The organism is Nonomuraea fuscirosea, from assembly GCF_035917475.1.
GTDB lineage: Bacteria > Actinomycetota > Actinomycetes > Streptosporangiales > Streptosporangiaceae > Nonomuraea > Nonomuraea fuscirosea.
In genome coordinates this window covers 8,304,434-8,325,342 of the sequence record NZ_CP109074.1, presented here as the reverse complement: position 1 = coordinate 8,325,342, position 20,909 = coordinate 8,304,434, and the positions used below count along the sequence as shown (strand labels likewise).

The window sequence follows — 20,909 nt, the reverse complement described above, 5'->3', positions numbered from 1 at the left end:
GGAAAGGAACCTACAAAGGTGGCGAAGCTACGCGTAGGGGTTGTCTCACCCGAGCGTGAGATCTGGTCGGGCGAGGCCGACATGGTGATTGCCAAGACCGTGGACGGCGAGATCGGTATCATGCCGCAACACGCACCTGTTCTCGGCGTCCTCGTCGAGGGCGGCGTGCTGCGCGTGAAGCGGGAAGGCGAGCAGGAGCTGGTCGCCGCGGTGCACGGGGGTTTCATCTCCGTCGCCGACGACGAGGTCTCCGTGCTGGCCGAGGTGGCCGAGCTAGGTTCCGAGGTGGACGTCGCGGCGGCCCGTGACGCTCTCGACCGGGCCCAGGCCTCGATCGAGGCCGACCAGGAGGACGCCGACGCGGCTGTCGAGGCCAAGCGTGCCAGGGCACGCCTGCGCGCGGCGGGCGAAGAGGTTTAATACAGGTAAGCGGGGCTCAGGGGGGCGGCATGGTAGCGACGGTTGTGATTCTCGTGGTGCTGCTGGCCGCCCTCGTCATGTTGCGCGCGGTCATGCTGACGCGCTCGCGCGGGAGCGTACCCTGTCGCCTGCGCGTAGCGGAGCACGGATGGCAGAGCGGGATAGCCCGCTACGCCGACGGGGAGCTCCACTGGATTCCGCTCCTGGGCGTCCGACTGAGGCCGCGCCACGCTATCGCGAGGCGCGGCCTCGTCGTTTCCGCCCGTCGTGAGATCGACGGCGGCCTCTACGCGGTCGACTGCGGGGGCACCACGCGGGGCATCTCCCTCGCCATGAGCGCCGACGCGCTCACCGGGTTCCTGGCCTGGCTGGAGTCCGCCCCGCCCAGCGCCTACCTCGACGTCGCCTAGCGATCGCCGCATAGGGCGGGAGCGGCCCTGATCAGCGGGTGCCGCCGGGCTTCCAGAGGATCTCGTCGCCGGCGTGGGCCACCCGGCAGGCGATGAAGAGCAGGTCCGACAGGCGGTTGAGGTATTTCGCGGTCAGCGGGTTGACGTCGTCGTGCGCCTGCAGCGCAGCCCAGGCCGTACGCTCGGCCCTGCGGACGGTCACCCGGGCCACGTGCAGCGCGGCCGTGGCGGGATCGCCGCCCGGCAGGATGAAGCTCCGCAGCGGCTTGAGATCCGCGTTGAGGCGGTCGCACTGCTCCTCCAGCCAGTCGATGTACGACGGCTCCACCCGCAGCGGCGGGAACTCGGGATCGGCCACGACCGGCGTGGCCAGGTCGGCCCCGACGTCGAACAGTTCGTTCTGCACCCGGATCAGCATCGCCACGAGGTCGGCCGGGAGCGTGCCGTGCGCGAGTGCCAGGCCGAGGTGGGCGTTGGCCTCCTCCACGTCCGCGTAGGCGGCCAGCCGGGGATCGGTCTTCGCGGTGCGGCTCCCGTCGACCAGCCCCGTGGTGCCGTCGTCACCGGCCCGGGTGTAGATCTTCGAGAGGACGACCGGCTTGTCCTTGTCGGCGCGCGTCATGGCCCCCAGCGTAACGGCCCCCGCCGACGGCACCCGCGGACGGCCTGCGGTCGCGTCCGGCCCTGAGCGAGGTGCGGCCTGGAGAAGGTCAGCGGTGATCGCCGTGGCATGACAAATGTCATCGCGATCGGACGCGGGATCCATATCGGGCGGATGATTTCAGCGACTACCAGGCCGAACGCCCCGAAAGCCACTATGGACCCATGATGAAGGAGATGACCTGATGCTCGAGATCAACGAGCTGCGCAAGCGTTTCGCGGGCGGCCCCGACGCCCCCGGCGGCAAGGTCGCCCTCGACGGGATCGGCTTCGCCGTACGACCGGGCGAGATGTACGGCTTCGTGGGCGCGAACGGCGCGGGCAAGACCACGACGATGCGCATCGTGATGGGCGTGCTCCAGGCGGACTCCGGCTCGGTGAGCTGGCAGGGCAGGCCCCTCGGTTACGACGACCGTCAGCGCTTCGGCTACATGCCGGAGGAGCGCGGCCTGTACCAGAAGATGCGGGTCGCCGAGCAGATCGAGTACTTCGGCCGGCTGCACGGCATGGCCGCCTCGGTCGCCAAGAAGGCCACCGACGACCTGCTGGAGCGGCTCGGGCTCACCGAGCGCAGGGGCGAGACCGTGCAGGCGCTGTCGCTGGGCAACCAGCAGCGCGTGCAGCTCGCCGTGGCGCTGGTGCACGACCCCGAGGTGCTCATCCTGGACGAGCCGTTCTCCGGGCTGGACCCGATCGCGGTGGACGCGCTGGCCACGGTGCTGCAGGAGCGGTGCAGGGGCGGCGTGCCGGTGATCTTCTCCAGCCACCAGCTCGAACTCGTCGAGCGGCTGTGCGACTCCGTCGGCATCGTCTCGGCCGGCCGGATGGTGGCCACCGGCACGGTGGAGGACCTGCGCGCCGCCGAGAGCAACACGCTGCGCGTGGTCGTCCGCGACCCGGCTCCCGGCTGGGCCGACGGACTGCCCGGCACGGTCACCGTGCACGGAGACCGCCACACCCTGCGTACGGCCGGCGGCGACGACCAGGAGATCCTGCGCCGCGCCGTGAAGGCCGGGCGGGTCGAGCACTTCGGCGTCGAGCAGCCGACGCTCACCGAGATCTTCAAGGAGGCCGTGGCGTGAACGGATTGTTGCTGGTGGCCCGCCGCGAGGTGGCCACCCAGATCAGGACGCGGGCGTTCGTGATCGGCCTGATCGTCACTGGCCTGCTGGTGGCGGCGCTCTCCTTCGCCCCCAAGGTGCTGGGCGGGGACGGCGACACGTACAAGATCGGTCTGGTCAACTCCCAGCAGCTGCCGCTGCACACCGCCGCGCCCGACATCGAGTTCGAGTGGCGCAAGTTCGCCGACGAGCCGGCCGCCAAGCGGGCCGTGCTGGACGGCGACGTGGACGCGGTGCTGGTCGACGACGCCAGGGTGCTCACGGACGGTGAGATCGAGACCGAGCTCGGTGTGCTCATGCAGAGCGTGAACCGGGAGTTCAAGCTCGGCGCGGCCGGCGTGGCCATCCCGCCGCTGGAAATGCAGTCCGTCGGGGCCGACACCCGATACGAATCGGCCCGCAGGGGCATCGCCACCGTGCTCGTCCTGGTGCTGTTCATGCTGATCATCGGACAGGTCGTGATGGTCGCCATGGGCGTGGTCGAGGAGAAGGGCAGCCGGATCGTGGAGATCCTGCTCTCCTCCGTACGGCCGTGGCAGCTGCTCGGCGGCAAGATCGTCGGGCTGGGCGTGCTCGGCATGATCAACCTGGTCGTCATCCTGGGGGTCGGGCTCGGCGCGGCGATGGCCTCGGGACTGGCCGCCGAGTTCCCGCCCGGCATCCCCGGGCTGGTGGCGGCGGTGCTGGCCTGGTTCGTGCTCGGCTATGCCTTCTTCGCCACGCTGGCGGCGGCCTTCGCCTCGCTGGTCTCGCGCCAGGAGGAGGTGAACAGCGTCCTGACGCCGCTCACCATGGTCATCATGGGCACGTACTTCGTCAGCTTCTACTCCACCAACGATCCCACGGGTACGCTGGCCACGGTCATGTCGTACATCCCGCCGTTCTCCTCCATGATCATGCCGGTGCGGATGGCGGCGACGGAGGTGCCGATGTGGCAGGTGGGCCTGTCGATGGCCGCGATGGTGCTGGGCGTGCTCGCCGCGCTGGCCTTCGGCGCCAAGGTGTACGAGCGGGCCGTGCTGCGGACGGGGGCCCGGCTGAAACTCGGCGACGTGCTGCGTAGCCGATAGATGGACACGATCGAGCAGGCGCGGCGGACGACCTGGAGGGTTCTGGTCGTCAACGTCGTCGCCATGTGGGTGCTGATCGCCGTCAGCGTCCTGACCCCCCTCTGGGCGGGCCGGTTCGACGGATGGTGGCGGATCGGGCCCGCGCTGGCGGCTGCCGTCTGCTTCACCTGGCTCTGCATCCGCATCATGAGCCTGATCCTGGACCGCCGTCACTACCCCACCAAGCAGGTGGCGGTGGCGGCGGTCCTCGCCGTGTTCGCGACCGGCCTCGGCGGGGCCGATCCGTTCGGCTGGGGCTTCGTGGCGCTGTGCTGGCTGGGCGTCGCCACGCTGGAGATCCCCAAGCGCGCGGTCCGGCTGCTGCAGGCCGGCACGTTCGTGCTCTGCCTGGGGCTGAGCACCCTGCCCTGGCAGACGGGGACGCTGGGCGTGCGGGCCGCGCTGACGGGTGTGGACGTGGATCCGGCCGGTTGGCAGTCGCTGACCTACCACGTGCTCGCCTTCGGCCTCTTCTGCCTGATCGTGCCACCCTCCAACCGGATCTGGGTGTGGATCTGGCGGCTGGCCGTGGAGGCGCACCGGGGCAGGGAGGCGCACACCAGGCTGGCGCTGGCGGAGGAGCGGCTGCGGTTCGCCAGGGACCTGCACGATCTGGTCGGGCACCAGTTGTCGGCCATCGCGGTGAAGACCGAGCTGGCCGTGCGGCTGTCCGACGTGGACGCGGGCCGGGCCAAGGACGAGATGGCCGAGGTCAACCGGCTGACCAGGAAGGCGCTCAAGGAGCTGCGCGAGGCCGTACGGGGCTACCGCGAGCTTGACTTGGCCGCTGAGCTGAATAGCGTGAAAGGTGTGCTCGAAGCGGCGGGGGTCCGCTGTGAGGTGCGCCTGCCCTACCGCGAGCTCCCCGCGGGCGTGGCCCCGGTGTTCGCCTACGCCGTGCGCGAGGCGGTCACCAACGTGCTCAAGCACAGCACGGCGAGCTTCTGCGACATCACGATCCGCTTCACCGAGCAGGAGGCGGAGCTGACGGTGCGCAACGACGGTGTGGCCCGGCGGCAGGCCGACGATCTGGGCAGCGGCCTGACGGGAATGTCCGAGCGACTGGGCGCCGTGGGCGGCACGGTGAAGGCCCGGCTGGTCGAGGACCGGGAGTTCCTGCTCCACGCAGTCGTGTCATTGCCGATAGATGGGTAGGGGAGTCATATGGGGGTTTCAACCCGTGTGAGCGCTTGGCGCAGGCAGATGACTACGCTACGTGCGTGACTGAGGAGGTGGCATGCGCGTCCGGGGCAATCCGAGAGCCCAGGTGGTGCGGATCGGCGCCCGGCTCGACGCCGGCACGTCGGCGGGAGTGCGTGAGCGGCTGCACGAGGCTCTGGACTCTGGCGAGGGTGACCTCATCCTCGATCTCTCCAAGCTGGAGATGATCGACGCGACCGGGCTCGGGGTGCTCGTGGGCGCGCATAGGCGCGCGCTGAGCGTGCAGCGCCGCCTCGTTCTTCGGGGGGTGCCACCGAGGATCATGCGGATACTCGCGGTGACCCGGCTGAATCGGGTGCTGCACGTGGAGGCTCCGGCGGCCGCGGTGGCCTGATGTGACATATCGAGCGGGCGACGATCAGCCGTCGCCCGCTCTTTCTTTGGATAGACAAAATGGCGATTACGGATGTCCGATTGCGCAAAAGCGGAATGGCATTCTTGACCCGGTCACGCGTCGCCGAGACTTCGGTTGAAGATGTGCACGGCCGCGGCCACCAACTCGTCGATCTCCGGTTGCTCTTCCGACAGGAGCCATTCGATCAGCAACTCTTGTAACGCCCCGACGACGCCGAGTGCCAGCAGCCGCGGATTCACCGGGACGGCCTGCGGGAAATCGGCGGTGGCGTCCTGCACCAGACGCGCGAACGCGTCCACCGCGCGCTGCCGCGACACCGCCAGGACATCACCCGATCTCCGCACTTCGACGTGCATGATGCGGGCCCGCCGCCAGTCCGCGGTGGCGAACTCGATATAGGCGCGAATCCCCGCCCTGGCCCGTCCCTCGATCGAGGCAGGCGCCTCGTCCAGTGCCTTGGCGACGACCGCGAGACTTTCCTCGACGCAGCGCTCGTGCAACGCCTGCAGCAGCTCCTCGCGCCCGCCGAAACATTCGTAGAAGGCGCGGTTGGAGATCCGCGCCTCCGAGCACAGCCTTTCGATGGTCGTCGCCGCGAAACCTGGCTTCGCGTATAGCGTGTACGCGGCCGTCATCAGCCGCTCGCGTCTGTCCGCCAGCCTTTGCTCAGCCGACATTCCCCGGTAAGACCGGTTCACATTCCACCCGTCCAACATGATCGTGGCCCCCAGAGCACACAATTATGGACGGATGATCCGTTTTGGGAAAGGGCAAGAAGATTATCTTTTACGTCGGCCGTGCAAGAACGTGACAAGCCTGATCAGCCGCTCAAGCTCGGCGGGGCCCCTGGTGAACGAGGTCAGGTTCATGCCGGGCATGGCGAAGCGCTGCCGCGAGATCGCTTTGGGCCTGGCGAACTCCCGCAGTCCGTCGGCACCGTGGATCCGGCCGAATCCCGAGTCGCCGATTCCGCCGAAGGGCAGGGCGGGCACCCCGGCGAAGGAGATGACCGAGTTGATCGCCGTCATGCCGCTGCGCATCCGGCGGGCCAGCTCCGTCGCGCGGCGGGCGTTGCGGCTGAAGACCGTGCCGCCCAGCCCGTACGCCGAGGCGTTGGCCAGCTCCAGCGCCTCCTGCGCGTCGCGGGTGCGGCGCACGGTGATGGTCGGGCCGAACGTCTCCTCGCGCACCGCGGGCGAGTCCTCGGGGACGTCCTCCACGATCACCGGATCGACGTACGGGGCCCGCACCGACGCGGGGCCGCCCGCGACCGTCCGCCCCGACTTGGTGGCGTCGTCGATGTGCCGCTTGATGATGTCGACCTGGCCGGGCATCGTGATCGGGCCGTAGTCCTCGCCGGCCCTCACCTTTGTCACCCTCTCGGACAGCTCACGCATGAAAGTTTCATAGACGGCGTCGACGACGTAGACCCGCTCGACGCCCACGCACGTCTGCCCGGCGTTGGACAGGGCGCCCCACAGGCAGGCGTCGGCGGCGGCCGCGAGGTCGGCGTCGGCGTCCACGATGAACGCGTCCTTGCCGCCGCACTCGGCCACGATGGGCGTGAGGTTCTCGGCGCAGGCCGCCATGACGCGCTTGGCCGTGGCGGTGGAGCCGGTGAAGGCGACCTTCCGCACCCTGGGGTCGGCGGCCAGCGCCGCGCCGGTCTCGCCGAGACCCGTGACGGTCTGGAACACCTCGTGCTCCGGGACCGACTCCCTGAACAGCTCGGCCAGCCGCACGCCGATGCCCGGCGTCAGCTCGCTGGGCTTGAACACCACGGCGTTGCCCGCGGCGAGCGCGTAGGCGATGGAGCCCATGGGAGTGAAGACCGGATAGTTCCACGGTCCGATGACGCCGACGACGCCGAGCGGGAGGTATTCGAGCGTGGCGGCCAGGTTGAGGCCGATCATGCCGGTGGAGACGCGGCGGCGGCCGAGCACCTTGGCGGCGTTGCGGGCGGCCCAGTCGAGGTGGGTGATCGCCAGCACCACCTCAAGGGTGGCGTCGCCGACCGGTTTGCCGGTCTCCTGGTGCACGAGCCCGGTCAGCTCCCTGATGTGCCGGGTGAGGACCGCCTTGTAGTCGAGCAGCCTGCGCCTGCGCTCGGCGTGCCCCAGACCGCCCCACCACGCGGCCGCCTCCTCCGCCCGCCCGACGGCCTCGTGCACGGTGTCGGGCGAGTGCTTGGGATGACTCCCGACGACCTCGCCGGTCGCCGGATTCAGTGAGTCGAACGTCGTCGTCATGTCGCCACGATAATCCGGTAACTCCCCACTTACTAGGCTGCCGAAGCCCTCAGGAAGCAGGGGATCGGCCGCCACGATGGGCCTGAACGCGCCTGATCGGGCCATGGAACGCCGCACAGGGGCAAGAGGTGCCCCTGGGGCATACCGGGACGACCCGCGCTCTCAGGGGCGCTGAACCACGGAGGGGGCCCGCAGGGCGCTCCGTCGCGGCGGGCCACCACTGAAGGGTCAGAGGGCGTTTCCCTGGAGGGCCCTCAGCCGGAGTGAGATGGAAGGCGGGCCGCCGCGGAGCCGTAGACCATCATCAAAAAAGGGTGGGGTTTTCTGGTTCGATGCCGCGGAGAGCGTCGTAGTCGAGCGTGTGGCAGGAGATGCCGCGGTCGGTGGCGAGCACGCGAGCCTGGGGCTTGATCTCCTGGGCCGCGAAGACCCCGCGCACCGGCGACAGCAGCGGGTCGCGGTTGAGCAGCTCCAGATAGCGGGTCAGCTGCTCCACCCCGTCGATCTCGCCGCGCCGCTTGATCTCCACCGCCACCGTCGCGCCCGAGGCGTCCCGGCACAGGATGTCGACCGGGCCGATCGCCGTCATGTATTCGCGGCGGATGAGCGAGTAGCCGTCGCCCAGCGTCGTGATGTGCTCGGCGAGCAGCTCCTGCAGGTGGGCCTCCACGCCGTCCTTGATCAGCCCCGGGTCCACCCCCAGCTCGTGGCTGGAGTCGTGCAGGACCTCCTCCATGGTCAGGACCAGCTTCTCGCCGGTCTTGCCGTGGGTGACCGTCCAGGTGGCGCCGTCCTCCTTGAGCTTGCACGGCGGATTCATCCAGTTGAGCGGCTTGAAGGCGCGGTCGTCGGCGTGGATGCTCACGCTGCCGTCCGCCTTGATGAGCACGAGCCTGGGCGCCATCGGCAGGTGTGCCGTGAGCCGTCCGATGTAATCCACGCTGCAGCGCGCGATGACCAGCCGCATGACCATCTACCTTAGTGCCTCTGGAAAACTGGACGCATGGCGTTTGAACGGGTGAGACCTACGGCTGGGCTCCTTCCACGATGAGTCCGCGATGAGCCCCCGCCGCGCCCGCCGCAGGGAGTCCTCCCGTCCCTTCGGTTTCCCGACCGGCCTGGACAAGGTGGAGGAGTGGCCCGACGGCGAGTGGAAAGTCCGTATGCTCACCGGCGCCTCCTCCGCCAAGAACTACCGCTGCCCCGGTTGCGACCAGGAGATCCGCAGCGGCCAGCCGCACGTGGTGGCCTGGCCCAACTGGCCGGGCGGCGACGAGGAGCGCCGACATTGGCACCAGACCTGCTGGCGTAAGAGACTCGACCGCGGCCCCGGCCGCAGCCGCTACTGAAGGGATCCATGGTGGAGATTCGCGCGGCGACCGTGCTGCCCGCCCGGCGCGAGCCGATCGAACTGCACACGGGCGACGGATTGACTTTGGTCGGCGAGCTGGCTCAGCCGCTCGACCGCCCCCCGGTCGCCACGCTGGTGACCCTGCACCCGCTGCCCACCCACGGCGGGTTCATGGACAGCCACGTCTACAAGAAGGCCGCCAACCGGCTGCCCGCGCTCGCCGACCTGGCCGTGCTGCGCTTCAACACCCGCGGCACCTCCTCCGACCGGGGCACCTCGCAGGGGGCGTTCGACGGGGGCGAGGGTGAGCGGTTCGACGTGGTCGCGGCGCTGGAATACGCCGAATACCACGACCTGCCGCACGTGTGGGTGGTCGGCTGGTCGTTCGGCACCGAGCTGGCGCTGAAGTGGGCGCACGACCCGCTGGTGGAGGGCGCGATCCTGCTCTCGCCGCCGCTGCACAGGGCCAAGGACGCCGATCTGGACGCCTGGGCCCGTTTCGGGCGGCCGCTGGTGGCGCTGGTGCCGGAGTTCGACGACTACCTGCGGCCGGAGGAGGCGCGCACCCGGTTCGCCCGGGTTCCGCAGGCCGAGGTGATCGGGGTGGAGGGCGCCAAGCACCTCTGGGTGGGTGAGCCGTACGTCCGTATCGCTCTCGACGAGATCGTCAAGCGGGTCAATCCGGCCGCTCATCCGCTCCCGACCGAGGTCTGACGGTTATCTCCCTGCCGGATTCCGGACATGAAAGATATTTTGAGCACAATGCACAAAACTCTGGACCTCCGCCTCCGTCCAGGGTGAGAATCCGATCGTCAACCGAAGATCGTGGAGACGCCGGGTGAGCGCTGCTCGCGCGTAATGCTCCTGCTCAGCTTGGGTGGTCACGTATGCGGGTCGTGCATGGACTGGTCGCGGCGGCGTTATCCCTCACCACCCTGGCGGTGGTGCGGCCGGTGGTGGCGGAGGAACGACCACAGACCACGCAGCCACCTCCCGACCGGGAGGTGGCCGCGGTCGCCCAGGCGCGCGGCGCCGGCCGGCCGGTCGAGATCGAGTCGATGCGCAGCGAGACCCGCACGGTCTTCGCCAAGCCCGACGGCACGCTGTCCATGGAGCTGAACGTCAGGCCCATCCGCGTGCGCAAGGACGACCGCTGGGTGCCCGTGGACACCACGCTGCGCCTGCGCCCCGACGGCGCCGTCGAACCGGTGGCCACGGCGGTCGGCCTGACCTTCTCCGGCGGCGGATCCGCCCCGCTCGCCCGCCTGTCGCGCGGCGCCAAGACGATGCAGCTCGGCTGGACGGGCACGCTGCCCACTCCGACGCTCAAGGGCGACACCGCCACCTACGCCGAGGTCATGCCGGGCGTGGACCTCCAGGTCACCGCCGACGTGGACGGCTTCTCGCACGTCCTCGTGGTCAAGAACAGGGACGCCGCGGCGAAGCTGACCGAGCTGAACTTCCCGCTGTCCGCGACCGGCCTGACGCTGGAGTCGGACAAGGCGGGCAACCTGGAGGCCACCGACAAGAACGAGGGCACGATCTTCATCGCCCCCACCCCCAAGATGTGGGACTCCGAGGGGATCTCCAGCCCGCAGGCCCTCAAGGAGGGCCGCTCGCCCGAGGCCCGCGAGGCCACGATGGGCGTGGAGCTGGCGGGCAGGCAGCTGCGGCTCAAGCCCGACCGCAAGATGATGACGGACCCGAAGACGAAGTTCCCCGTCTACCTCGACCCCTACTTCTCGGCCGCGCGCAACGCCTGGACCGCGGTCTGGAGCAACTGGCCCAACTCCAACTACCTCAACTCCAGCGACGTCGCCCGGGTGGGGCACGTGGAGTCGCAGAAGAACCGCACGTTCTACCAGATGAACACGGGCTCCACGATCCACGGCAAGCAGATCATCAAGGCCACGCTGCGGACGTACGAGACGTGGTCGTACTCGTGCAGTGCCCGCAAGGTCGAGGCGTGGGCGACCAACACGATCAGCAAGAGCACGACCTGGAACAAGCAGCCCGCCTGGGTCACCAAACTCTCCACCGTGAACGTGGCCAAGGGCTGGGGCGCGTCCTGCCTGCCCGGCGGCGTCGAGTTCGACGTCACCCCGCAGGTCGTGAACGCCGCCGCCAAGAACTGGGCGAACGTCACCATCGGCCTGCGGGCCACCAGCGAGACCGACGTCTACGCCTGGAAGAAGTTCAAGAACAACCCGAGCCTGGTCATCGAGTACAACTCGCTGCCGGCCGTCCCCGTGGCCGCCGACGTGTGGTCGGACCCGGGCGGCCCCTGCGTCTCGGGTGACGACCGCCCGGTCATCAGCACGCAGGCTCCCAAACTGTGGGCGAAGCTGAAGGACGCCGACAACTCGGTCAAGGGCCGCTTCGAGTGGTACAACGCCGACGGCACCAAGATCGGCGAGTACGTCACGCCGCTCGGCTCCACCGGCACCGCCTTCTCCGCGTCGATCCCGACCACCCTGTACGCCGACGGCCAGCTGATCCGCTGGCGTGTGCGGGCCGAGGACGGCAAGGCCAGCAGCGAGTGGAGCCCCTGGTGCGAGGCCACCGTGGACGCCACCGCCCCCGGCCGCGAGCCGCTGGTCTCCTCGCCCACCTTCACGGAGAACGGCTGGAGCGACGGCGTCGGCCTGTCCGGCACGTTCGCGTTCGGCCCGAACGGGATCACCGACGTGACCTCCTACGTCTGGGGCCTGGACACCACGCCCAAGACGGAGGTGGCGGCGAGCCAGGACGGCACGGCCACGATCGCGCTGACCCCGCGCCATGACGGCCCGAATGTGCTCGTCGTGCGCAGCAAGGACCGCGCGGGCCAGCTCGGCCCCATCCGCACCTACGTCTTCAACATCAACGCCGGCCGCGGTCCCAGCGGACACTGGCCGATGAACGACGGCCAGGGCAGCGTGGCCGCCGACGCCACCGGCGCCCATCCCGCCACCCTGACCTCGGCCACCTGGACGTCGGGCAGGACCGGCGGCGGGCTGACGCTGACCGGCGGCTACGGCCAGACCGCCCGCCCCGTCATCGACACCAGCCGCAACTTCACCGTCTCCGCCTGGGCCAGGCTGACCGGCAACGGCGCCACCGCCACCGCCGTCACCCAGGAGGGCGGCAGGACGGGCGCGTTCGCGCTGCAGTACTCCAAGGCCGACGACCGGTGGGCGCTGAGCGTGACGGGCTCCGACGCCGACGGCGCGGCCACCGTGCGGGCCAAGTCCACCGCCGCGCCCCGGCTGAACGAATGGACCCACCTCACCGGCGTCTACGACAGCGCGGCCGGCCAGATCTCGCTCTACGTGAACGGGCGGCTGGAGTCCACGGTCGCCGTTCCGCCACCATGGAACGCCACGGGCCCCCTGACGATCGGCCGCGGAAAGGTCGGCGGGGCGGCTGCGGACAACTGGCAGGGAGACGTCGACGAGGTGCGCGCCTACGGCCGCGCCATGTTCGCCGACGAGGTCGCCGACCTGGTCAACAGCGCTGCCACGCTGGTGGGCCACTGGCAGCTGGACGAGGAGTCCGGCACCTCGGCCGCCGACTCCTCGGGCCGCGCGGGCGCGGCGACGTTGTCCGGAGCCGCCTCGTGGACGTCCGGCTGGCTGGACGGAGGGCTGGCGCTCGACGGCGTCAACGGCTTCGCCCAGACGACCGCTCCCGCGGTCAACACCAGGAACGGCTTCACCGTCACCGCGTGGACCCAGCTCGACTACCTGCCCACCCGCGACACCGCGGCCGTGGCCCAGCCGGGCAGCCGGGCGGCCGGGTTCCAGCTCGGCTTCGACAAGGAGCAGGGCAGGTGGACCCTCGGGATGGCCGCCGCCGACACCGACACGGCCGCTCTCGTCCGCACCCGCTCCGACGCCATCCCGAACGCGCTGGAGTGGACGCACGTGGCCGGTGTGTACGACCCGCTGGCGGGCCAGTTGCGCATCTACGTCAACGGCCGCCTGTCCACCAGCACGGTCACGGACCACCTGAGCGCCTGGAACGCCACCGGGCCGCTGCAACTCGGCCGGACCAAGGCCGCGGGGGCCTTCACCGGCTACTGGCCGGGGACCGTGGACGACGTCCGTACCTATGACGGTGTGCTGAGCGCCGAACAGATCGCCCAGCTGGCCGCCCAGTGATCCACCCGGGCGGAGCCCCTCGCGGCTCCGCCCGGGTGATCCATCCCGGCGTGGAGCCTTCCCGGACTCCACTTGGCCGTCCATCCCCGGCGTGGAGTCCTCGCGGCTCCGCGCCGGTGGCGTTCCAGGGCCTGGTGTCATTAGAATCTTGTTCGGTTCTAGGGCGGTCGTCAGAGGAGGCGGCGTGGGCGCGTTCGATCTCAGCGGGAAGCAGGCTCTGGTCACCGGGGCGTCGAAGGGGATCGGGCGGGCCATCGCGCTCGCGTACGCGGGGGCGGGGGCCGACGTGGCGCTTGTGTCCCGCTCGGCCGAGCTCCTGGCCGGGGTCGGTAAGGAGATCGAGGCGCTCGGGCGGCGCGCGGTCGTCATCCCCGCCGACCTCACCGACCGCGAGGCCGCGGCGGGCGCCGTGGCGGCGGCGATCGACGGGCTCGGGCACCTCGACATCGTGGTCAACAACGCCGGCGGGTCGAACTTCCTGGTCGAGTTCAAGGATTTGCGGCTCTCGGGCTGGGACAAGCTGATGCGGCTCAACCTCGACTCCGCCATGGCGGTCTGCCACGCGGTCGCGCCGCACCTGCTCGGGCGGGGCGACGGGGTCGTCATCAACGTGGCGTCCGTGGCGGCGCTCGGCGCGCCCTTCCTGGCCCCGTACGCCGCCGCCAAGGCCGGGCTGGTGGCGCTGACCAAGACACTGGCCGTGGAGTGGGCGGGGGCCGGCGTGCGGGTCAACGCCCTGTGTCCCGGCTGGACGGCCACCGACCTCAACCGCAACCTCTGGGAGAACGAGACCTCCTCCGCCGCCACGGTGGCGAACGTGCCCATGCGGCGCTGGGGGAGCGCGGAGGAGATGGCGCAGCCGGCCGTGTTCCTGGCCAGTCCGGCGTCGGCGTACATGACCGGGCAGGTGCTGTTCGTGGACGGCGGCGCCACCGCCGTCTGATCAGGTAGCCGTCGCTCGGGGGCGGGCGCCCGTCGCGCCGTCCCGCAGGGGTCAGGCGGGCGGCGGGTCGTCGCCCAGGGGTTCGTACACGAAGACGATGTACGTCTCGCACGCCTTCGGCCCCTGGCCGGACGCCCGGGCCGCGCCCATGGCCGTGCAGGCTCGGCGGAGCAGCCGGTCGAGGTCGTCGCGCTCCTCGCGGCCGTCGTACCAGGAGGCCACCGCGTCGGCGGCGCCGCGCATCTCCTCGCCCTCGCTCCAGAACACGCTCTCGCCCGTGCCGGCGCGCAGGCCCTCGTGCCCGGCCCGCAGTCCTTCGTGCCGGGAGAGGCCGGCCGCCCTGGTCTTGGCGTACTCGACCAGCAGCGGGTCCATCACCAGGGGCGGCACGCCGTGCGCGGCGCGGTGGGCGTTCGCCGCGCTCAGCGCCTGAAGCAGGAAGGCGCCGTTGGTGGCGTCGGGGAGGGCGGGATGGGTGCCTGTGGTTGCGGTGCCTGCCATGCTCGTCACCTCGGGGGTGCTCGGTATCCGGGTCTGGATCCGTGTCTGGATTGTGCGCGGAAATGCCAGGTCAGGCAATGTTGTATATGTCCCCGGCATTTTCGGGGCGGGGCTTCGGGGATGCGTTATCGGAGAAGCGGTCAGGACTGTCGGGGGATATCGGCATACGTCATTGAGTGATTGTTCCCGTGAACCGCGTTACCGTGTGGTCCGTGCAGCTCTACACGAGATCTGCCGGGACCGGGCTCCCGGTTGTGCTGCTTCACGCGTTCCCGCTCTCGTCGGCCATGTGGCTGGCCCAGCGGGAAGGGCTGGCCAGGGTCTGCCGGGTCATCACTCCTGACCTGCGCGGCTTCGGCGGGTCGCGGCTGGGCGAGGATGATCCGTCGATCGACCTGATGGCCGACGACGTCGCCAGGCTGCTCGACGAGGAGGGCATCGACAGGGCGGTGGTCGGCGGGCTGTCGATGGGCGGCTACGTGACCATGGCCTTCTGCCGCCGGCACCCCGACCGGGTGCTCGGCGTGATCCTGGCCGACACCAAGGCCACTCCCGACCCGCCGCCGGCCAGGGACAACAGGGAACGCATCGCGCGGGCCGTGCTGTCGGAGGGCAGCGACGTGCTGGTCAGCGAGGTGCTTCCGGCGCTCATCGGCCAGACCACCAAGGAGCGGCGGGCCATGGTGTTCGGCCGGGTCAAGGGGCTGGTGCAGTCGGCCCCGCCGGGCGCGGTGGCCTGGGCGCAACGGGCCATGGCCGCGCGTCCCGACTCGTTCGAGACGCTGAGCGCGCTCAAGGTCCCGCTGCTGATCATCGTGGGCGAGGAGGACGAGCTCTCACCGCCCGCCGACGCCGACGCCATGGTACGGGCGGTGCCCGAGGGCAAGCTGGAGATCATCCCCAAAGCCGGCCACCTCAGCGCGGTCGAGCAGCCGGAGGCGTTCAACGCGGCGGTGACCGAGTTCCTGCGCACCGAGCTGGGCGCCACCGGCCCCGGACGCTGAACGCGAGGCCCGGCGGGGGCGGCGCGGACAGAGCGCAGGTGCGGACAGAGCGCAGGTTCGGGCGCTGAGCGCGGGGGCACACACGTCATCGCGAGGCTCGGGCGCTGAGCGCGGGGGTTCTGGGCGGGGAGAAGCTTCAGGCGTGGTCCTGGCGTGGCAGCACGATCTCGCGGATGATCAGCGAGATCGCCGCCGCCACCGGGATGGCCAGCAGGGCGCCCACGATGCCGAGCAGCGCGCCGCCGAACAGCGCGGCGATCACGGTCACCGCCGGAGTCACGTCCACCGAGCGTTTCATCACCCTGGGATAGATGAAGTAGTTCTCGATCTGCTGGTAGATCACGAAGAAGATCGCGCACGCGATCCCGGCGGGCAGCGACTCCAGCAGCGCCACGCCGGTCACGAGCACCGCGCCGATCGTGGCGCCCACCAGCGGGATCAGGTCCGTCAGCGCGACCACGAGAGCAAGCGCGAGCGCGTACTGGACACCGGCGATCGACAGGAAGATCCAGGTCAGCACGCCCGCGATGACGGAGATCAGCACGTTGCCCGCCACGTAGCCGCCGATGCCGCCGAGGATCTCCTCACTGATCGCCCGGGTACGGGGCCGGCGCGAGGCCGGGACCAGCTTGAGCAGGTAGTCCTTGATCGTGTGCAGCGAGCCGAGGAAGTACAGCATGAGCACCAGCAGCGTCACCGTGGTGAACACGCCGTTGAGCACCACCAGCCCCGCGCCCATGATGCCGGTCGCCAGTGACGGCCCGAGCGTGCTCGTCACGAACGTACGCAGCTGCGGGAGGATCTGGTAGTCGGCGTCGAGCTGGCGCAGCGTCGGATGATTGCTCAGCTCGGTGATGTAGCCGGGCACCGCGTTGACGAACTCCGTGAGCTGCTTGCTCACCGGCGGCACGATGGCCAGCCCGAACAGCACGAACGCGACGATGACCCCGGCGAACACGATCGTGATCGCGCCCCGCCTGGTCACCCCTCTGCGCTGCAGGGACTCGACGGCCGGGTTGAGCCCGACGGCCAGGAACATGGCCACCACGACCAGCACGATCGTGCTCAGCGAGGCGACCACCATCTGCGCGATCGCGATCGCGGTCAGCACGCCCAGCCCGCCGACCAGGCCGAACAGGAACGGGCCGCGGGCGAACGGCTTGCCGGGCAGTCCGTACGGCTGCCCGCCCTCCTCGCCCTTGACCGCCCGCCTGGGCGCCGGTTCCGCGGCCGGCTGTTCCTCCGGCGCCCTGTCCTCCGGCGCGCTGTCCTCGGGCGGCTGGGGGAGCTCGGTCTTTTCCTGCTCGGCCGTGGACTCGACGTCTGCGGACAAGGGGACTCCAAGGGGGTCGACGACAGAGGATGACGGACCGGAATCGGTTCGTACATGCCCGGCGGCAAAGAGAGAGCCTAGCGACCATTCGATCGCCAGGCTCTCTCAGCCGTCTTTCAGCCCCCGTGCGTGTCCGTCGGCGTTACTCCTGCCACCACTCCGAGTCGTCCTCGGACTTGGCGGCCGTCACCTTGGGTGCCGGCGTGGCGGCCTGTGCGGGCGCCGGAGCCGGAGGCTCGGGCGTGGGTGCGGCGAGCGCGGGCTTCGGCGCGGCCGCGGCGACCGCGGGCTCCGGCTCCATGCCCGGCAGGGCGGCGCCGCCGAGGAGCTGGCGGAGCTGAGCCAGGTGGCTGGTGATGCTGTCGCGCTGGCGGGTGAGCTCGTCGACCTGGCGCTGCATCGCCGTACGGGTGCGCTCGGCTTCGTTCTTCGCCTCGGTGACGATGGTCTCCGCGCTCGACTTGGCCTCGGCCACGATCGTCTCGGAGCTCTTGCGGGCGTTGGCGACGAGCTGCTTGGCGTGCAGGTCGGCCTCGCGGCGGGTCTGCTCGGCCTGCTGCGTGGCCTTCGTGGCCCGCGACTCGGCCGTGGCGGCGCGCTGCTCGGCCTCGGCGACCAGCTTCTGCGTGGCGGCCTGCGCGGTGGCGTGGCGCTCGGCCTCCTGGCGCTCGGCCTCCTCGCGGCGGGCGGCGAGCTGGATCTCGAACTCCGCCTCGTCCTGCGCCCGCTTGGCCTCCGACTCCTCCAGCACCCGCTGCGCCTGCGCGCGCATCTCGTCGGCCTGACGCTTGGCCGTCGTCAGCACCTCGTCGCGCTCGCGCTTGGTCGAGGCGCGCAGCTGCGCGACCTCGCGCTCGGTGGTGGTGCGGAGCTTGGCGATCTCGCGCTCGGCGTCGGCGCGCTTCTCGGCCACCTCGTGATCGGCCGTGGCGCGCAGCTTGGCGGCCTCGCGCTCGGTCGTGTTGGTGAGCTCGTCGGCCTCGCGGCGGGCGGTCGAGCGGATGTCCTCGGCGTCCCGCTCGGCGCTCGTGCGCATCTCGTCGCTCTCGCGGGTGGCCTGGGCACGCTTCTCGGCGGCCTCGGCCTCGGCGGCGGCGCGCAGGTCGGCGGCCTCGACCTTGGCCGCGGCCTTGATCTCGTTGGCCTCGGACCTGGCGGCCTGGACGAGCTCGGTCGCCTGTTCCTCGGCCAGCCGGAGCAACTGCTCGATCCGGGCGCCGAGACCGGAGTAGGTGGGGCGCTCCTGCTCCTGCAACTGGCGCTGGGAGTCGGACAGATCACGCTGGAGGCCGACGACCTGCTCGCGGGCCTGCCGCAGCTCCCCGTCGAGCTGCTTGAGATGATCATGGACCTGGTGCCGGTCGTAACCACGGAGCACCACGTCGAACTCGCGGGCTGGGGCGTCCTCGAAGAAGTTGTTGAGCTGGGCGTCGATGTCGGACTGCATGGAGGCTCGATCCTGGGTTGTCGAGACGGCTACACGGGCCGGACGGGGGGTTCGGGGCATCCGTACCAGGAGCCTGTGCCTCTCGGCAGGCCCCATGTCCGGTGGAAGGTCAAGCGTACTCCGCTGGTGCCGCGTGCGAAGCCCCGTCCAACTTTCTGCGTGACTAGTTACATATGAACGCTTTTTGCGTTTTGTGGTGATTTGTCAGGGTTTGGGGGCTTCGACTAGCTCGGTCAGCATTCCGCCTACATCCTTGGGGTGCAGAAACGCGATCCGCGAGCCCATCGACCCGTGCCGGGGGCGCTCGTCCAGCAGCCTCACACCTTTCTCGCCGATCGTGGTCATGGCCTCCGCGACATCGGGCACCCCGAACGCCACATGATGGACGCCCTCGCCCCGCTTAGCCAGAAATTTTCCCACAGGTGAGTCGTCGGAGAGAGGCTCAAGGAGCTGAATGTAGGAGCCCCCACCGTCGCCGTCGGCGATGTGCAGCATGGCCTCCTTGACGCCCTGCTCCTCGTTCACCTCCCGGGCCACGACCGTCAGCTCGAACGTCCTCGAGAAGAGCTCGATCTTCTCCTCGAGATCGCGGCAGGCGATCCCGATGTGGTCGATCCGCATGAACATGTGTGGCCTACCTCCATGGCGAGCGACGGCGTACTCGTGGGTATGGTGTCAAAGACCGGACGCGCGAGCACAGGAGGCCGTTGTCATGTCCAGTTCCGTCATCGTCGCCGGAGCTCGCACCCCCATCGGCAAACTGCTCGGCTCCCTGTCCGGACTGTCGGCCGTCGAGCTCGGCGGCGTCGCCATCAAGGCCGCTCTGGAACGTGCCGGGGTCGCGCCCGAATCGGTCGAATACGTCATCATGGGCCAGGTCCTCCAGGCCGGAGCCGGGCAGATCCCCTCCCGCCAGGCCGCCGTCAACGCCGGCATCCCGATGACGGTCCCGTCCGTCACCATCAACAAGGTGTGCCTGTCGGGCCTCGACGCCATCGCCCTGGCCGACCAGCTCATCAGGGCGGGCGAGTTCGACATCGTGGTGGCCGGCGGCATGGAGTCCATGACCAACGCCCCCCACCTGCTGCCAGGACTGCGCAAGGGAGTCAAGTACGGCGGCTCCCAGGTCGTCGACTCGATGGCCCACGACGGCCTGTTCTGCGCGTTCGACCAGTGCGCGATGGGGGAGTCCACCGAGCGGCACAACACCCGGCTCGGCATCGGCCGCGAGGAGCAGGACTCCCTGTCGGCCCGCTCCCACCAGCTCGCCGCCGCGGCCATGAAGAACGGCGTCTTCGAGGACGAGATCGTCCCGGTGCAGATCCCGCAGCGGCGCGGCGAGCCGGTGATCGTCAAGGAGGACGAGGGCGTACGCGGCGACACGACCGCGCAGACCCTCGCCAAGCTGCGCCCCGCCTTCGCCGCCGACGGCACCATCACGGCCGGCTCGGCCTCCCAGATCTCCGACGGCGCCTGCGCGGTGGTCGTCATGTCCAGGGCCAAGGCCGAGGAGCTGGGCCTGCCCTGGCTGGCCGAGATCGGCCGCCACGGCAACGTGGCCGGGCCCGACGCCTCCCTGCAGTCCCAGCCGGCCAACGCCATCAAGCAGGCCATGGCCAAGCAGGGCGTCACGGCCGGTGACCTCGACCTGGTGGAGATCAACGAGGCCTTCGCCAGCGTGGTCGTCCAGTCGGCCAAGGAGCTCGGCGTGCCGCTGGACATCGTCAACGTCAACGGCGGCGGCATCGCCCTGGGGCACCCCATCGGGGCGTCGGGTGCGCGGATCGTGCTGACGCTGGCGTACGAGCTCAGGCGCCGGGGCGGCGGCCTGGGCGCGGCGGGGCTGTGCGGCGGCGGCGGTCAGGGCGACGCCCTGCTCATCAGCGTCCCCAAGTCCTGACGCGCGGTGGCACTTCCCGGCGTCCTGGGTCGTGACGCGCGCGGCCCTACTTCTCGTTGATCGTCTGGTCGCCGCCCGCCTGGTAGACGCGGCCTTGCCCCGACGCCTCCGCGCGCATCTGCACGTTGGTCGTACCGTCGCCCGTGCTGATGATCCCCGAGTTGTCGCCGCCGACGGCGACCGACCTCGCCCCCGGCGCCGAGACGCCGGGCTCGGGCGCCGACCCGTCCGGCTGCGCCGCCTGCACGTCCGGCTGCGACGTCGCGCCATCCGGTACGGGCGCCGACGCGTCCGATCCCGAGGCCGCGACGTCCGGCGCGGGCGGTGGTGGTGTGGACGGGTCGTCGCCTCGCCGCCCGCCGGTCAGCCCGCGGATCGAGACGCCCAGCCCGGCCAGCGCCACGAACAGCCCGATCACACTGGCCAGCTTGTCGGCGTCGTCCAGCCCCACCCGGGCGAGGTGGACGGCCAGCGCCACGACGGCGGCCACCGCGACCACGGCCCCGCCCCAGACCAGCATCTGCTTGCGCATACGGGCATCATCACCCCGGCGACCAGGCCCCACAAGCGAAATCCCACGACCGGACAGGCCCGACGCCATGGGAGGACGTTCATGCGGCCTGAAGACAGCACGATGCCCCGGCCCAACCAGGAATGGACCGGGGCTTCGTGCATGTGGCACCGCGACCTGACCAGGAATTCGGGTCGCGAGCGCCGACGCCCCTAAGGAGGCGCCTCAGCCC

The 20,909-nt window shown here is 70.3% G+C and carries 21 protein-coding genes; 12 read left to right on the top strand and 9 right to left on the bottom strand.

What is annotated here, in order from left to right; translation table 11 throughout:
- Positions 1 to 18: 18 nt before the first annotated feature.
- Complete coding sequence (locus tag OIE67_RS37820; RefSeq protein ID WP_106248183.1) at positions 19 to 420, top strand: F0F1 ATP synthase subunit epsilon; 402 nt, start codon at positions 19 to 21, stop codon at positions 418 to 420.
- Between the two features lie 29 nt (positions 421 to 449).
- On the top strand, positions 450 to 830 hold the full coding sequence (locus OIE67_RS37815; RefSeq protein WP_106248184.1) for a DUF2550 domain-containing protein: 381 nt from the start codon (positions 450 to 452) through the stop codon (positions 828 to 830).
- 31 nt (positions 831 to 861) lie between these two features.
- Here the strand turns inward: OIE67_RS37815 and OIE67_RS37810 are convergent, their stop codons facing one another.
- Positions 862 to 1,452, bottom strand: a complete 591-nt coding sequence (locus tag OIE67_RS37810; RefSeq protein ID WP_106248186.1) for a cob(I)yrinic acid a,c-diamide adenosyltransferase — start codon at positions 1,450 to 1,452, stop codon at positions 862 to 864.
- 223 nt (positions 1,453 to 1,675) lie between these two features.
- Here OIE67_RS37810 and OIE67_RS37805 point away from each other — a divergent pair, with 223 nt between their 5' ends.
- From OIE67_RS37805 to OIE67_RS37790, 4 genes are all read left to right on the top strand, one after another.
- Positions 1,676 to 2,572 carry an ABC transporter ATP-binding protein gene (locus OIE67_RS37805; protein ID WP_326629530.1) on the top strand — a complete coding sequence of 299 codons (897 nt, stop codon included), beginning with the start codon at positions 1,676 to 1,678 and terminating at the stop codon, positions 2,570 to 2,572.
- Entirely contained in the window at positions 2,569 to 3,681 is a 1,113-nt protein-coding gene (locus tag OIE67_RS37800) for an ABC transporter permease (RefSeq protein ID WP_326629528.1), read from the top strand. Before OIE67_RS37805 ends, OIE67_RS37800 begins: the two co-directional genes overlap by 4 nt.
- Positions 3,682 to 4,875 (top strand): sensor histidine kinase, encoded by a 1,194-nt coding sequence (locus OIE67_RS37795; RefSeq protein WP_326629526.1) that lies wholly within the window; start codon positions 3,682 to 3,684, stop codon positions 4,873 to 4,875.
- Between the two features lie 82 nt (positions 4,876 to 4,957).
- Positions 4,958 to 5,275, top strand: a complete 318-nt coding sequence (locus tag OIE67_RS37790) for an STAS domain-containing protein (protein WP_106248193.1) — start codon at positions 4,958 to 4,960, stop codon at positions 5,273 to 5,275.
- 113 nt (positions 5,276 to 5,388) lie between these two features.
- Here the strand turns inward: OIE67_RS37790 and OIE67_RS37785 are convergent, their stop codons facing one another.
- From OIE67_RS37785 to nucS, 3 genes are all read right to left on the bottom strand, one after another.
- Positions 5,389 to 5,931, bottom strand: a complete 543-nt coding sequence (locus OIE67_RS37785; RefSeq protein WP_326629523.1) for a TetR/AcrR family transcriptional regulator — start codon at positions 5,929 to 5,931, stop codon at positions 5,389 to 5,391.
- A gap of 144 nt (positions 5,932 to 6,075) precedes the next feature.
- Positions 6,076 to 7,545 carry an aldehyde dehydrogenase family protein gene (locus tag OIE67_RS37780; RefSeq protein ID WP_106248196.1) on the bottom strand — a complete coding sequence of 490 codons (1,470 nt, stop codon included), beginning with the start codon at positions 7,543 to 7,545 and terminating at the stop codon, positions 6,076 to 6,078.
- Between the two features lie 304 nt (positions 7,546 to 7,849).
- The gene (nucS, locus tag OIE67_RS37775) at positions 7,850 to 8,512 is read right to left on the bottom strand and encodes an endonuclease NucS (protein ID WP_106248198.1); all 663 of its coding nucleotides are present in this window, start codon (positions 8,510 to 8,512) and stop codon (positions 7,850 to 7,852) included.
- 91 nt (positions 8,513 to 8,603) lie between these two features.
- Between nucS and OIE67_RS37770 the strand changes: the two genes are divergently transcribed.
- The 4 genes from OIE67_RS37770 (at position 8,604) to OIE67_RS37755 (ending at position 13,981) form a co-directional block, all read left to right on the top strand.
- Entirely contained in the window at positions 8,604 to 8,894 is a 291-nt protein-coding gene (locus OIE67_RS37770) for an ATP/GTP-binding protein (protein ID WP_106248199.1), read from the top strand.
- 11 nt (positions 8,895 to 8,905) lie between these two features.
- Positions 8,906 to 9,610 carry an alpha/beta hydrolase gene (locus OIE67_RS37765; RefSeq protein ID WP_326645594.1) on the top strand — a complete coding sequence of 235 codons (705 nt, stop codon included), beginning with the start codon at positions 8,906 to 8,908 and terminating at the stop codon, positions 9,608 to 9,610.
- A gap of 173 nt (positions 9,611 to 9,783) precedes the next feature.
- On the top strand, positions 9,784 to 13,038 hold the full coding sequence (locus tag OIE67_RS37760; protein ID WP_326629518.1) for a LamG-like jellyroll fold domain-containing protein: 3,255 nt from the start codon (positions 9,784 to 9,786) through the stop codon (positions 13,036 to 13,038).
- A 184-nt stretch (positions 13,039 to 13,222) separates the two neighbouring features.
- Positions 13,223 to 13,981, top strand: coding sequence for an SDR family NAD(P)-dependent oxidoreductase (locus OIE67_RS37755; protein WP_326629517.1), 759 nt, complete (start codon positions 13,223 to 13,225; stop codon positions 13,979 to 13,981).
- Between the two features lie 51 nt (positions 13,982 to 14,032).
- Here the strand turns inward: OIE67_RS37755 and OIE67_RS37750 are convergent, their stop codons facing one another.
- The gene (locus OIE67_RS37750; protein WP_326629516.1) at positions 14,033 to 14,482 is read right to left on the bottom strand and encodes a CAP domain-containing protein; all 450 of its coding nucleotides are present in this window, start codon (positions 14,480 to 14,482) and stop codon (positions 14,033 to 14,035) included.
- Positions 14,483 to 14,736: 254 nt separating this feature from the next.
- Between OIE67_RS37750 and OIE67_RS37745 the strand changes: the two genes are divergently transcribed.
- Positions 14,737 to 15,486, top strand: coding sequence for an alpha/beta fold hydrolase (locus tag OIE67_RS37745; protein ID WP_281262651.1), 750 nt, complete (start codon positions 14,737 to 14,739; stop codon positions 15,484 to 15,486).
- A gap of 136 nt (positions 15,487 to 15,622) precedes the next feature.
- On the opposite strand, the gene OIE67_RS37740 is transcribed toward OIE67_RS37745, so the two are convergent.
- From OIE67_RS37740 to mce, 3 genes are all read right to left on the bottom strand, one after another.
- Entirely contained in the window at positions 15,623 to 16,819 is a 1,197-nt protein-coding gene (locus tag OIE67_RS37740; protein ID WP_326629514.1) for an AI-2E family transporter, read from the bottom strand.
- A 142-nt stretch (positions 16,820 to 16,961) separates the two neighbouring features.
- The gene (locus tag OIE67_RS37735; protein WP_326629513.1) at positions 16,962 to 18,266 is read right to left on the bottom strand and encodes a DivIVA domain-containing protein; all 1,305 of its coding nucleotides are present in this window, start codon (positions 18,264 to 18,266) and stop codon (positions 16,962 to 16,964) included.
- Positions 18,267 to 18,470: 204 nt separating this feature from the next.
- Positions 18,471 to 18,893, bottom strand: coding sequence for a methylmalonyl-CoA epimerase (mce, locus tag OIE67_RS37730; protein WP_106248208.1), 423 nt, complete (start codon positions 18,891 to 18,893; stop codon positions 18,471 to 18,473).
- Positions 18,894 to 18,978: 85 nt separating this feature from the next.
- Here mce and OIE67_RS37725 point away from each other — a divergent pair, with 85 nt between their 5' ends.
- Positions 18,979 to 20,166: an acetyl-CoA C-acetyltransferase gene (locus OIE67_RS37725; RefSeq protein ID WP_326629510.1), complete on the top strand. Its 1,188-nt coding sequence runs from the start codon at positions 18,979 to 18,981 to the stop codon at positions 20,164 to 20,166.
- 46 nt (positions 20,167 to 20,212) lie between these two features.
- Here OIE67_RS37725 and OIE67_RS37720 read toward each other — a convergent pair whose 3' ends face one another.
- On the bottom strand, positions 20,213 to 20,698 hold the full coding sequence (locus tag OIE67_RS37720) for a hypothetical protein (protein WP_326629508.1): 486 nt from the start codon (positions 20,696 to 20,698) through the stop codon (positions 20,213 to 20,215).
- Between the last annotated feature and the right edge of the window lie 211 nt (positions 20,699 to 20,909).

Coding starts and splice junctions, on each gene's coding strand:
- OIE67_RS37815 (WP_106248184.1), top strand. CDS start 450: ATGGTAGCGACGGTTGTGATTCTCGTGGTGCTGCTGGCCGCCCTCGTC.
- OIE67_RS37810 (WP_106248186.1), bottom strand. CDS start 1,452: ATGACGCGCGCCGACAAGGACAAGCCGGTCGTCCTCTCGAAGATCTAC.
- OIE67_RS37805 (WP_326629530.1), top strand. CDS start 1,676: ATGCTCGAGATCAACGAGCTGCGCAAGCGTTTCGCGGGCGGCCCCGAC.
- OIE67_RS37795 (WP_326629526.1), top strand. CDS start 3,682: ATGGACACGATCGAGCAGGCGCGGCGGACGACCTGGAGGGTTCTGGTC.
- OIE67_RS37790 (WP_106248193.1), top strand. CDS start 4,958: ATGCGCGTCCGGGGCAATCCGAGAGCCCAGGTGGTGCGGATCGGCGCC.
- OIE67_RS37785 (WP_326629523.1), bottom strand. CDS start 5,931: ATGACGGCCGCGTACACGCTATACGCGAAGCCAGGTTTCGCGGCGACG.
- OIE67_RS37780 (WP_106248196.1), bottom strand. CDS start 7,545: ATGACGACGACGTTCGACTCACTGAATCCGGCGACCGGCGAGGTCGTC.
- nucS (WP_106248198.1), bottom strand. CDS start 8,512: ATGCGGCTGGTCATCGCGCGCTGCAGCGTGGATTACATCGGACGGCTC.
- OIE67_RS37770 (WP_106248199.1), top strand. CDS start 8,604: ATGAGCCCCCGCCGCGCCCGCCGCAGGGAGTCCTCCCGTCCCTTCGGT.
- OIE67_RS37760 (WP_326629518.1), top strand. CDS start 9,784: ATGCGGGTCGTGCATGGACTGGTCGCGGCGGCGTTATCCCTCACCACC.
- OIE67_RS37750 (WP_326629516.1), bottom strand. CDS start 14,482: ATGGCAGGCACCGCAACCACAGGCACCCATCCCGCCCTCCCCGACGCC.
- OIE67_RS37735 (WP_326629513.1), bottom strand. CDS start 18,266: ATGCAGTCCGACATCGACGCCCAGCTCAACAACTTCTTCGAGGACGCC.
- mce (WP_106248208.1), bottom strand. CDS start 18,893: ATGTTCATGCGGATCGACCACATCGGGATCGCCTGCCGCGATCTCGAG.
- OIE67_RS37725 (WP_326629510.1), top strand. CDS start 18,979: ATGTCCAGTTCCGTCATCGTCGCCGGAGCTCGCACCCCCATCGGCAAA.
- OIE67_RS37720 (WP_326629508.1), bottom strand. CDS start 20,698: ATGCGCAAGCAGATGCTGGTCTGGGGCGGGGCCGTGGTCGCGGTGGCC.